The following is a 12,402-nucleotide window of genomic DNA, read 5'->3' on the forward strand; positions in this document are numbered from 1 at the left end:
CACCCAAAATTATGATTACTAAGCACCTTCCTCTTACCGATATTCACCGTCACCTTGATGGTAATATTCGTATCAAAACTATCTTAGAGCTTGGTCAACAATTTGGTATGACCCTACCTGCAAATGACATTGAAGCATTGCGCCCGCATGTACAAATTGTCGAAGCTGAACCAAGTTTGGTGGCGTTTCTTTCTAAGCTAGATTGGGGGGTTGCGGTACTGGGTGACTTAGATGCTTGTCGCCGTGTCGCATACGAAAACGTTGAAGACGCCCTGAATGCTCAGATCGATTATGCCGAGTTACGCTTCTCACCTTACTACATGGCAATGAAACATAACCTACCTGTTGCGGGTGTGGTTGAAGCGGTTGTTGATGGTGTAAAAGCAGGTTGTCGTGACTTCAACGTACAAGCCAACCTGATCGGTATCATGAGCCGTACTTTTGGTATTGATGCTTGCCAACAAGAGCTAGATGCATTGCTAACACAAAAAGAAAACTTGGTGGCTATCGATCTAGCGGGTGACGAATTAGGTCAACCGGGCGATCAATTTGTAAAACACTTTAAGCAAGTACGCGATGCTAACCTTCGCGTCACCGTGCATGCTGGTGAAGCTGCTGGCCCTGAAAGTATGTGGCAGGCAATTCAAGAACTGGGCGCGGTACGTATCGGCCACGGTGTTAAAGCGGTGCACGATCCAAAGCTGATGGACTACCTAGCAGAAAACAACATAGGTATCGAATCTTGCCTAACGTCTAACATTCAAACCAGTACCGTTGAGTCTTACCAATCTCACCCTGTGAAGCAGTTCCTTGACCACGGTATTCTGGCCTGCCTAAATACCGACGATCCTGCTGTTGAAGGTATAGAGTTACCATACGAATACGAAGTGGCAGCACCTAAAGTTGGTCTGAGCCAAGATCAAATTCGCCAAGCACAAATTAATGGCCTAGCGCTGTCTTTCCTATCGGATAGTGAAAAACAAAACTTAAAAGATAAAGCGGCCAAGCGCGCTTAATAAATTGATGAAATATTGCGCAAAAACAGTTTTCAATAGCAATATTTCGCGTAGAATACGCCCACTTTACAATTTTCAGTTACCGATATTGCTATCGGTAACTGTTTAAATAACGTCATTGTGGGGAAATTCCATGCTCGAAAGTTTACTTTCAGTTAGCGTGGCTATGCCAGCCGTCAGTGATTTAGCCGCAGGTGGTATTAACCATTTTGCTGCTGGGGTACTGGCTTTAATAGCCGCCGTAAATATGTTTTCAAATTAGTTTTACTTAGTTTGAAAGCATATTAAAAAAGCCGCGTTATCTGAGATAACGCGGCTTTTTTTGTATTCAAATTATGGTTAACCTAACACGTAAAAGTTAGATAACACGAGAGAACTGCTGCTGACGGGCGCGGTCACGCAGGTACTTATCGAAACACATACAAATATTACGGATCAATAAGCGCCCTTTTAGCTCAACAAAAATCTGATCATCACTCACGGTAACCAGTTCATCGTTAATGAAGGTTTTCAGCAACGCTAAATCTTCTGCAAAGTAGCTATCAAAATCGAGATTAAACTCAGCCTCAATGGCTTTTTTGTCTAACTGGAAGTTACAAATTAGCGCTTTAATCACTTCACGACGTAGTAAATCATCAGCGTCTAAACCCACGCCTCGCCACAGCGCATGGTGATGATCGTTCACATCCGCATAGTACGCTTTCAACTCTTTTTGGTTCTGCGCATAGCAATCACCAATCATCGAAATTGCAGATACGCCAAAGCCTAGCAAGTCACAATCGCCTTGGGTGGTATAGCCCTGGAAATTACGGTGCAAGATACCTTCGCGCTGTGCCACCGCTAATTCATCATCGGGTAACGCAAAGTGATCCATGCCGATAAACTGGTAGCCCTCACCCGTTAAGGTCGCAATCGTATCTTGCAGCATCGCCAGTTTTTCTTTCGCCTCGGGTAAATCTTCATCTTTAATTTTACGCTGAGCAGCAAACAAGCTAGGCATGTGTGCGTAGTTAAAGACCGACAGACGCCCCGGTTTCATTTCGAGTACTTGCTTCAGTGTTTCGGCAAATAATGCTTGGTTTTGTTTTGGCAAACCATAGATCAGATCGAGGTTAGTTGAACGAAAGCCGAGGTCTGTAGCCCGTTGCACCATGGCAAAAATGAATTCTTCATCTTGCTCACGGTTAACCAGTTTCTGCACTTCTTTATTGAAATCCTGTACACCGATACTCAGGCGATTAAAGCCTTCGCTACGCAGGTGATCCAGCATATCCAATTCAATTTCGCGCGGGTCAACTTCAATACTGATTTCAGCATCAGCGTCGAAGTTAAATTGCTCGCGCAAAATGGTCATTAATCGTGTCACTTGCGGCTTAGTCAAAAACGTTGGCGTACCACCACCCCAGTGAAGTTGGCTCACTTGGCGTTGGCCCATTGTCTTGCCGCGCTGACGGATCTCTTGCTCTAGCACATCAAGGTACTGATCCGCTTTGTGCTGATGACGAGTAATAATTTTATTACAACCGCAGTAATAACAAAGCTTATGACAAAATGGAATGTGTACATACAACGACAGTTTACGGTCAGGGTATTGTACGCACGCGCTGTCAAACGCCGCCTCGGTGAAGTCTTCATGAAACTCCAGTGCGGTTGGGTATGAGGTGTAACGTGGCCCTGAATAGTTATACTTTTCGATCAGTGCCTGATCCCAAATAATCTGCTCGTTCGACATGGCGTAATTCCAATAGTGTAGGGATTTTGTTAATGGCTAAGTGTGCCACAAGTCAGTAAAGATGTAGAACACTTGCGTGTTATAAGAAGAATAAACTCCGCCTTGATCACTGCGTGTTATCAAGGCGGTGCTTTTATTTCGTTGCGAGGATGGCATCAAGCTCGAGTTTAATGCTGTCTTGCAAACGCGCTTCGGCTTTCATTCGTTCCAAATCTAGCTTCATGCGCTCTTGCTTCTGGAGGATCTTACGAGCCTCACCGCGTGGCATGTCTTTCACCACTTGATAAAGTTCATACATTGCAGGGTATGAGAGAGCAAAATTAATTGCCTTTTCAGCCTGTAATACTTCCATCAGCTTATACAGTCGAATAGAGACTTCCGACATATCACACTGCGCCTGTTTACCCGCATCAGCGATAATAAACACGCTTTCCATAATAGTAGCATTTCGCTGTTTGAGCTTTTCCCCTTGCTCGGCTTCAGCCCGAACAAGGAATGCTTTATGGCGTTGAGTTTGTTGGTACAGTTTAAATAACAAATAGCCTGCATAACACGCGAGTACTGTAACAATACTCCCAGCAAGACCTAACCACAGTGTCATATTCTGCAAGGGTTACTCCTTGTCGAAGTCGTCAAAGCCCATGTTTTCAAACTGATCTAATAGGTCGTCGTCAGATTTAGGGCCTTTCGCGACAGGTTTTACTTCTTCAACAGGCTCTTCATCAAGAAGACCCAGTTGCTTCATCAGTCTTTCGATACGATCAAGTTTGTCATCAACTTGCTTTTGCAAACCAGCACCTAGTGACTCGCCCGCTTCAATACGGTCAAGTAATACCATTAGCTGTGCATCGTTTTCTAGCATCGCAAGCTCTTGCTCAGCACTTAGACGACGCTCTTTCTTGCTCTTTGGCTTCGTATCCACAACCAGAGGGACCAATTTTTTGCTGCCTAGACGTGGATCTTTTCCACGGCCATTGCCTTTTTGTTGCTCATCAAGACCCGCAGAGTGACGGCTACCTGATTTTAAACCTTTACGCTTTTTATCTTTCTGACGCTTACGAGCATCAAGTTCACTTTGCGAAGCTGTTTTTTCGCGATATACCGCAGGGCCTTCACTGCCGACTTTACGGGCTCTTTTCTTACGAGTCATTACTGGGTCTTCCTCAGCAAAATTACATCATTGCCAACAAATTCAACTTCCAGTCCGTCACGTTGCGCTAAGTAGCGGAACGTCTCACGGCTGAAGAAGCTCACATGGGTTGGGTCGTTTTTATAATACCAATGTGCGAAATCATCAGTACTAGGTGCTAGTTTGGTCATAATGCCCAGCCAACCGCCGGTTTTAACCATATTCACTAGCTGCCCCCATTCCTTAGCAGGCGTATTAAAGTGCTCAATTGCCTCAGTACAGGTAACAAAATCATACTGTTGCCTTAATACTGCAGGTTCATAAGCAAAATAGGGATCATATATCGTCATATTATACCCCATCTCGCTCAACATTATGGATAATGTCGGCCCCGGACCACTGCCAAAATCAAGCCCATATAAAGGAGGGGCTGTTAGTTTGGTCACTAAGGGGATAGCTAAACGGTTTAAAAATTGACGATAACCCTGATCTAAAGGGGTATTTTGGTGTTGTTGATACACCTTTTTTTCTTGCTCTGCAGATAACTGGAAGGCGGGGTCGGCAAAGATCAATGCACACTGCTGGCACTGAAAATACGGCCTGAGACGATCTTCAAAAAAGACCACAGCCGCAACATTGTGACAAAGTGGACATGCCTGCATGATGACTCCCTCCTCTTAGCAAAGAATGGGCAGAAACATAACAGAAACGCCATAAAGAAAAAAGCGACAGGCTTTCGCCTATCGCTCTATGAGTTGCCATCGCTGGCTAAATTCTGTCTAGTCGTCCATAACCAGTATAAAAACATCCCGGTTCGACAATAATCCTTTTGTTATTGGTGCTTTCCCTGCCAAACATTGTTGTTCTTCATCATCCTGATGAATTTTCGCTGTCCTTTACACATCCTGTGTCTTCAGCTCATCCTAAGCTGGCTTTCCTTTTGCGTGTTATCGTCCTGATAACAAATTTCACCATCCATGTGGATACACGATTCCTTCATGTATCTGTCTCACGCTTTCGCGTAATCCTTGAGTCCCGTCCTAGGTATCCAATCGCATCCTGCGAATTATTTGGTCTCCGAACCAGACAGCCTTGTATCCTTCGAGCTCCTGCTCATGCCAATCAATGGCGCTTCCTGTTCCCTTGCCGCGTTCCTTGTCGACAGGGGTAACTTTACGCGAATACCAACACCAAACAAGGCACTATAAAAGAAGGAGTTACTGTAATATTTTTACAACAAACCTAACTCTTTATAAATAAAGAAATTTACTTCTATTGGCTTTCATTTATTCAGCTTGAACAACCGCCATGAATGGCCGATCTCGCACACACTAGACAGTCATTCGCATATTTAAGATAACACTCAGAGCAAATACCGTTCTTTAGATACAAAAAAAGCAGCCGAAGCTGCTTTTTTCACACTGGTCATCAATCAGTGTAATCCACCAACATACTGCGATAGCGCGGTAATTTCGCCATCACTCAGTTTTGCGGCAACCGCACGCATCATGGTGTTCATATCATTCTGGCGCTGGCCTGCACGGAATTTTTCCAGCTGCAGTTTTACGTATTCCGCATTCTGACCTGAAATTTTAGGGAAGCCAGACAAGCTTGTACCATTACCACGTGGGCCATGACACGCCGTACATGCAGCAATACCACGCTCGGCATCACCAAAACGGTAAAGTTGTTGACCAATTTCAATCGAAGACTCAGGGGTGGTGCTTTCTGAAATAGGTAAAGATGCATAGTATGCAGCAAGATCTGACATATCTTGTTCTGATAACGGCATCGCCATTGCACTCATCACAGGATCGTTACGACCTTGTTGACCACCAGAGGTAATACCTAACTTAAATTCTTTCAGCTGCTTTTCCAAATAGCCAGGGTGCTGACCAGCAATTTTAGGGTATTGCGCCATAATGCTATTTCCATCTGCACCATGACAAGCTGCACATGTCGCAGCTTTCGCTTTCCCTGCCTCTGCGTCTCCCTGGGCCCAGGCTGAGCAACTGGCAAGAAGAGACAATATCAATACTAATTTCTTCATGACATTCCGTTTATAATTATTGAGCTTCCAGTACCACAAGTAATGCTCAGCAACATGGTATACAATCGACCACAAACCGAGCACGGTTAGATATATTTTACACAATTTCACATAAAAGTAATCAGTCGACTACATGAAGACTTGACGGAGTTAACAGTGAATCAACTTCTCAACTATAGAAATACACGTTTTATCACAAGTGCACCTGATATTCGCCACTTGCCTACTGACGCTGGTGCTGAAATCGCATTTGCTGGTCGCTCGAATGCTGGTAAGTCAAGCGCACTTAACCGTCTGACTGACCAGAAAGGTTTAGCGCGTACGTCTAAAACTCCAGGTCGTACTCAGCTGATCAATATGTTTGAAGTCACGCCGGGTTGTAACCTGATCGATTTACCAGGCTACGGCTTTGCACAAGTACCGCTTGAACTTAAAAAGAAGTGGCAACGTGCATTAGGTGAATACCTGCAAAAACGTGAATGTTTACAAGGCTTAGTGGTGTTGATGGATATCCGTCACCCAATGAAAGATCTCGACCAACAAATGATTTTGTGGGCTGTCGAGAGCCGCCTACCAGTGCTTGTTTTGTTAACAAAAGCAGACAAACTGAAAAGCGGTGCGCGTAAGCAGCAACTGATGAAAACCCGTAAAGACTCATTAGCCTTTGGTGGCGATGTTCAAGTCGAGTTTTTCTCATCATTGAAAGGCTTAGGTGTTGATCAAGTACGTGCAAAACTAACTGAATGGTTTACGCCGGAACTAGAGCGCCAACAAGCATTTTTAGCAGAAGATGACGCAGAACAAATCAGCGAGAACACGGACGATTAATTCAACGTGTACTGCTATTTATTGCTCTAAGGACAGAGCAATAAAAATTCCCCACCAGCATGGTGGGGCAACGGGAGAGAAATAGGAGGTTTTTTTATTTTTATCCAAAAAGGATCAATGATTTCCCCCCCCAACGCAAGTTTTTTGTCCTACCTTTGTTGATATTTCCAACAGCTATACCTCAGGCTTTATCACTAGTCTACAGCCAAAACATCACCTTTTAGTGACTTGACCGACAAAACCCTTTCAGTTGTTTTTTATTACAAATTAAGCAAACTGAAAACAAGTCACTCGGCATACCCAAGTGAAATTTTATTACATAACTCAAATTTCAGGCAAAAAAAAGCCACCGCTAAAATGTGGGTGGCTATTTCATGTCTTTGTAAACAAAGCGACAAATGATCGCATTGCTTAATACAAATATGAACAAGAAGCTGGGGCTATTATACCGTATCAATCTTTAAATTAAAGTAATTGCTCTAATTTTTATTCGAATGCACTGCAACTAAGTTTTTATATGTAACTGCGCTCATATTGAAGGTGCGATTAAAGTGTTCTTATCCAAAAGTGTATTAATAGAGTGAGTGACTGATACCGCTGGCTTGAAAGCAGACGTAAGGCTGTTTAGGTAATAAAGAAAAGGAATGAGGAAAAAAGAAGGATGTAGGTGATAACATCAATTTTAGTTGGCCCAATAAAAAACGCCCCGGTCAAAAGACCAGGGCGGCTGAATCAGCCAAATCCAATAACGTGAAACAAAAGGTCTGAAAGATAGAACATCTTACCTCTGTACCCTACGTTGCTAACTGTATAACAAACGCTCAGGTAATGAAAGTATATTTCGTTATTTTTTTTCACATATTTGTAATTTGCTTTTACATATAATTGTCATTAGCCGCTTAATTCACATAAAAAAATAGCCAGCTAAGGCTGACTATTCGTCTTCTTTCTCAATAAATAGAGTGTTGAGCCCTTAGTGGGCTTGATCCCAGTTATCCCCAGAATCAGCGTCAGCAACAAGAGGAACATCCAATTGTGCCGCCGCTTCCATCAAACGCTGTACCTCTGCAGTTACAGCATCTAAATGCTCATTCTGTACTTCAAATACAAGTTCATCGTGCACTTGCATGAGTAGACGAACTTGACCTTCAGGTTGCTGTTGGACCCACTCATCAACCAACACCATTGCACGCTTAATAATATCAGCCGCGGTACCTTGCATCGGCGCATTTATAGCAGCTCGTTCTGCTGCTTTACGACGAATACCGTTACGTGATTTGATATCAGGCAGGTGCAAACGACGACCAAATAAGGTTTCAACAAAGCCCTGCTCGCTCGCGGTATTACGGGTGCTTTCCATATATTCCAGCACACCAGGGTAACGTTCAAAGTACAGATCCATATACTCTTGCGCTTCGTTACGCCCCATGCCCAGTTGTTTCGCTAAACCAAATGCACTCATGCCATAGATCAAACCGAAGTTGATCGCTTTAGCACGACGACGCTGCTCGGTTGATACCGAGTCAATCGGCAAGCCAAGGATCTCAGCCGCTGTTGCAGCATGAATATCTTTACCCGTGCGGAACGCCTCAAGCAATGCTTCATCACCCGACAAATGCGCCATAATACGTAATTCGATTTGCGAGTAATCGACCGCCAGTACTTTGTATCCCGTTGGGGCTATAAACGCTTGGCGAATTCGACGGCCTTCAGCATTACGAATAGGGATATTCTGTAAATTTGGATCGCTTGACGACAAGCGCCCAGTCGCTGTTACCGCTTGATGGTACGAGGTATGTACTCGCCCAGTAGCCGGATTCACCATTTTCGGCAGTTTATCGGTGTACGTTGACTTCAACTTCGACAAACTACGGTATTCCAAAATTAATTTGGGTAATGGGTAATCAAGCGCCAATTCTTGCAGCACTTCTTCATTAGTAGAAGCCGCACCAGACGGTGTTTTCTTCAAGATAGGTAAACCCATCTTTTCAAACAAAATAGCTTGCAGTTGCTTCGGTGAACTTAAGTTAAATTCTTGCTCTGCAATTTCATACGCTTGCTGTTGGAGTTCGTCTAAGCGCACGGCTAATTCTGACGATTGTGCGCCCATTAGCATGCTGTCAATCAACACACCGGTACGTTCAATACGCGAGAGAACAGGCACCAGTGGCATTTCAATCTCTTCAAATACAGATTTTAATTTCTCGTCTGCATTCACTTTGGCAATCAGTACGTTATGAAGGCGTAAAGTAATATCCGCATCTTCCGCCGCATAAGGGCCAGCTTGTTCTAGATCGATTTGATTAAACGTCAGCTGCTTTTTGCCTTTACCTGCGATATCTTCAAAGCTAATTGTTTTATGCTCTAGGTAACGCAGCGACAGGCTATCCATATCATGGCGGCCAACCACGCTATTGAACACGTACGACTCCAGCATGGTATCAAACACAATACCCTGCATATCAATATCGTATCGCGCCAAAATGCTGGCATCAAACTTCAGATTTTGACCCACTTTCGCTTTGGTTGCATCTTCAAGTAATGGTTTTAGCTGTGCTAATACCCAATCTCGATCCAATTGTGCTGGAGCATCAAGGTAATCATGCGCGACAGGTACGTATGCCGCTTTCCCTTCTTCAACCGCAAATGACACACCAATCAAGTTAGCGGTCATGTAATCTAGGCCGTCCGTTTCGGTATCAAACGCGACAACCTCTGCGGTATTCAGTTGCTCAAGCCAAGCGCTAAAGCTGGCTTCATCTAATACGGTTTCGTAACCGCTGCGATCAATGACTGGCGCAACAATTTTAGGCTCATCCGTTGCGCTACCACCAACAACGCGTTCATCGGCCACGATTTTACCATCGCTACCATCAAGCATTTCGCTCAACCAACGACGGAACTGTAATTTACCAAAGAGTTTGGTCAGCTCATCGGTATCTGGGGTGGTTTTAACCAACTCATGCGGTGCCATCTCAAGCTCAACATCCAGCTTGATCGTTGCCAGTTGGTACGACATATATGCCGCATCTTTGTTATCTTCCAGCTTTTTAGGCATGGTTTTCGAACCACGGAAACCTAAGGCTGGAATCGCATCAAGATTGTCATACAGCGCATCTAAACTACCAATACCTGTTAGCAAGGCTTTCGCTGTCTTTTCACCCACACCCGGTACACCCGGAATGTTATCAACTTTATCGCCCATCAAGGCTAAATAGTCGATGATCAGTTCGGGACCAATACCAAACTTCTCTACTACGCCAGCAGGATCCATCACCACATCTGTCATGGTATTGATCAGAGTGACATTCTCATCCACTAGCTGCGCCATATCCTTATCACCCGTACTGATCAGTACAGGCATCCCCGCCTGTGATGCTTGGCTTGCTAACGTACCAATCACATCATCGGCTTCCACCCCTGAAATCGAGATCAAGGGTAAACCCATTGCTTTAATTACAGCGTGAAGTGGTTCAATTTGACCACGAAGATCGTCCGGCATTGGTGGACGATTCGCTTTGTATTCCGGATACATATCATCACGGAAAGTCTTGCCTTTCGCATCGAAAATGACCGCAATATGTTCAGTTGAGAACTGGCGCAACATACTGCGCAGCATGTTCACAACACCATATACCGCTCCTGTTGGTTCTCCATCAGAATTGGTGAAGTTAGGTGCAGCATGGTAAGCACGGTAAAGATAAGATGATCCATCGATCAAAATAAGCGGGTTATCTGGAATAGTAGCCATAGAGATATTCTTATATCCGGAAAAGTCATAATCACTCGGCACACAGATTGCGCATAATATATGCTCAAAGAGAGGAATCTGTATGGCGGGTTACTAGAATGCCACGACAACTCGCCAGTGTTAACTGATGTTTTCCCCGAGACACCCTCAATCTGTGGATAACTTTGTTAGTATTTAATTTTAAAGCTGGGATCAACTTTTAAAACAAAATCAAAACATCGCCCAAAAACCATTAAATTCAATAAGATAACAAAAAACAGGCAAATAGATCTTTGATCGAGCAATGATCATTGATTGTGGACAACGTTAGCGTAGCAATCTTAAATTAAGCATACAGACTGTAAAAATAGACAATTTTGACTAGAAAGGAAGCCAGAATGAAAAGAATTGCGGTAATTTTAAGCGGCTGTGGGGTCTTTGATGGCAGTGAGATTCACGAATCGGTACTTTCCCTGCTAGCAATTGAACAAGAAGGCGCCAGCTGGCACTGCTTTGCTCCCAATATTGATCAACACCATGTGATCAACCACCTCACTGGTGAAGAAAGTACAGAATCTCGCAATGTATTGATCGAAGCCGCCCGCATTGCCCGTGGTCAGATCCAAGACGTCAAAGATCTTAGTGCGAACCAATTCGATGCATTGTTGGTACCTGGGGGATTTGGCGCAGCCAAAAACCTATCAGACTTTGCCATCAAAGGCAGTGATTGCACGATCCACCCCGACGTACTCAGTGCCTGCCAAACTTTTGCCCAAGCCGACAAACCAGCGGGTTATCTGTGTATAGCCCCGGCGATGATCCCGCTCATTTATGGCTCAGGAGCGAAAGGGACGATCGGCACGGATCCTGACACTGCCCAAGTCTTTAATAATATGGGGGGGGAACACATTGAATGCCCAGTTCATGACTTCGTATTAGACCAAAAACGCCGTTTACTCACCACACCTGCATACATGCTTGCTGGCAGTTTAAGTGAGGCTGCAAGTGGCATTAATAAGCTGGTCAAAGAGTTGGTGAAATTAGCGTGATCGGATTGGTCAAAAAGATTGGAATAAGAAGTAAAATGGGTAAACGCTAGAAAAGAAAAAGCGGCGCAACTTTGGAAGGCGCCGCTCAGCAGAAGTGGTGTATTGTTCCTAGCCCTACACTGGGAACATTCATCCATGAGCTGAAGTACACTGGAAGCAATGTGAGCAATGTCGTGCCTTCAGAACGCTAGCTGATGTAACCGCCATCGCCTGAGTGCCTGTTAATAATAACCATTCTCATCTTTATTGCAAGTACTTATTGAGAATTAATTTCATTTAGATGCTAACCAGAGGTCCTTTACGTCTTTACTCTGCCCATTTAACACCCACTAAAACCACGTGAAGCACCCGTAAGACATTGTTATTTAGCCAGTACCTTCTCAAAGTACAAACGGTAATCAGCCACTTGACCTTTCTTTTCAAGATCAAGGATCTGATAGCCATTACGCAGCAACAAGCGCAACATGGCAGCAAACCGATTACGAGACTTCACCGTTAAGCGTTTATAGCCCTCTGCTTTTACCCATGCTTCTTGTGCTTCTAACAAAGCTTGCGCGACGCCATGACCACGTCCTGAGGGTGAAACACCGCCTATCCAGCTATAAAACTCATCATCAGATTTCGCATACCCGACTTTAACGCCAACAAGTTGCTGATTCATTTGGGCGACTAATACCAGCGCAGGCTGATCCGCGATCCGAGCCTGTAAACTCTCTACTGTTTCAACATGATCAAACTCTTTGATCGTAGCAAGCACCGTGAGTGCATCTTCCAAACTCGCTTGACGAACCAACATAGTTTTCACCTCATTTCACCTTAACGTTCATCAACAGCACAGCATACTGCACCCTATTTCAAATGAAAAAAA

Annotated in this window: 12 protein-coding genes; 4 read left to right on the top strand and 8 right to left on the bottom strand. The window is 44.3% G+C overall.

Features of this window, described 5'->3' with window-relative positions:
* Window positions 1-11 precede the first annotated feature (11 nt).
* Together add and OCU87_RS16410 are read left to right on the top strand one after the other, a co-directional pair.
* The gene (gene add / locus OCU87_RS16405) at window positions 12-1,016 is read left to right on the top strand and encodes an adenosine deaminase (protein ID WP_094956295.1); all 1,005 of its coding nucleotides are present in this window, start codon (window positions 12-14) and stop codon (window positions 1,014-1,016) included.
* A gap of 133 nt (window positions 1,017-1,149) precedes the next feature.
* Window positions 1,150-1,278 carry a hypothetical protein gene (locus OCU87_RS16410; RefSeq protein WP_261855995.1) on the top strand — a complete coding sequence of 43 codons (129 nt, stop codon included), beginning with the start codon at window positions 1,150-1,152 and terminating at the stop codon, window positions 1,276-1,278.
* Window positions 1,279-1,374: 96 nt separating this feature from the next.
* On the opposite strand, the gene hemN is transcribed toward OCU87_RS16410, so the two are convergent.
* The 5 genes from hemN to OCU87_RS16435 form a co-directional block, all read right to left on the bottom strand.
* The gene (gene hemN / locus OCU87_RS16415; protein ID WP_062690336.1) at window positions 1,375-2,748 is read right to left on the bottom strand and encodes an oxygen-independent coproporphyrinogen III oxidase; all 1,374 of its coding nucleotides are present in this window, start codon (window positions 2,746-2,748) and stop codon (window positions 1,375-1,377) included.
* Window positions 2,749-2,881: 133 nt separating this feature from the next.
* Complete coding sequence (locus OCU87_RS16420; RefSeq protein WP_083540905.1) at window positions 2,882-3,358, bottom strand: DUF2489 domain-containing protein; 477 nt, start codon at window positions 3,356-3,358, stop codon at window positions 2,882-2,884.
* A 3-nt stretch (window positions 3,359-3,361) separates the two neighbouring features.
* Window positions 3,362-3,898, bottom strand: coding sequence for a Der GTPase-activating protein YihI (yihI, locus tag OCU87_RS16425; protein WP_062690334.1), 537 nt, complete (start codon window positions 3,896-3,898; stop codon window positions 3,362-3,364).
* Entirely contained in the window at window positions 3,898-4,539 is a 642-nt protein-coding gene (locus OCU87_RS16430; RefSeq protein ID WP_261857568.1) for a class I SAM-dependent methyltransferase, read from the bottom strand. Before OCU87_RS16430 ends, yihI begins: the two co-directional genes overlap by 1 nt.
* Window positions 4,540-5,309: 770 nt before the next feature.
* On the bottom strand, window positions 5,310-5,927 hold the full coding sequence (locus tag OCU87_RS16435; RefSeq protein WP_062690332.1) for a c-type cytochrome: 618 nt from the start codon (window positions 5,925-5,927) through the stop codon (window positions 5,310-5,312).
* Window positions 5,928-6,083: 156 nt separating this feature from the next.
* Here OCU87_RS16435 and yihA point away from each other — a divergent pair, with 156 nt between their 5' ends.
* Window positions 6,084-6,755: a ribosome biogenesis GTP-binding protein YihA/YsxC gene (yihA, locus tag OCU87_RS16440; protein WP_062690331.1), complete on the top strand. Its 672-nt coding sequence runs from the start codon at window positions 6,084-6,086 to the stop codon at window positions 6,753-6,755.
* 732 nt (window positions 6,756-7,487) lie between these two features.
* On the opposite strand, the gene OCU87_RS25115 is transcribed toward yihA, so the two are convergent.
* Window positions 7,488-7,535, bottom strand: coding sequence for a hypothetical protein (locus tag OCU87_RS25115; RefSeq protein WP_438616993.1), 48 nt, complete (start codon window positions 7,533-7,535; stop codon window positions 7,488-7,490).
* Window positions 7,536-7,728: 193 nt separating this feature from the next.
* The gene (gene polA, locus OCU87_RS16445) at window positions 7,729-10,506 is read right to left on the bottom strand and encodes a DNA polymerase I (protein ID WP_094956006.1); all 2,778 of its coding nucleotides are present in this window, start codon (window positions 10,504-10,506) and stop codon (window positions 7,729-7,731) included.
* A 377-nt stretch (window positions 10,507-10,883) separates the two neighbouring features.
* Here polA and elbB point away from each other — a divergent pair, with 377 nt between their 5' ends.
* Window positions 10,884-11,534 carry an isoprenoid biosynthesis glyoxalase ElbB gene (elbB, locus tag OCU87_RS16450; RefSeq protein WP_094956007.1) on the top strand — a complete coding sequence of 217 codons (651 nt, stop codon included), beginning with the start codon at window positions 10,884-10,886 and terminating at the stop codon, window positions 11,532-11,534.
* Window positions 11,535-11,895: 361 nt separating this feature from the next.
* On the opposite strand, the gene OCU87_RS16455 is transcribed toward elbB, so the two are convergent.
* Window positions 11,896-12,330 (bottom strand): GNAT family N-acetyltransferase, encoded by a 435-nt coding sequence (locus tag OCU87_RS16455; RefSeq protein WP_062690330.1) that lies wholly within the window; start codon window positions 12,328-12,330, stop codon window positions 11,896-11,898.
* Window positions 12,331-12,402 lie beyond the last annotated feature (72 nt).

The organism is Photobacterium sanguinicancri, from assembly GCF_024346675.1.
Lineage (GTDB): Bacteria > Pseudomonadota > Gammaproteobacteria > Enterobacterales > Vibrionaceae > Photobacterium > Photobacterium sanguinicancri.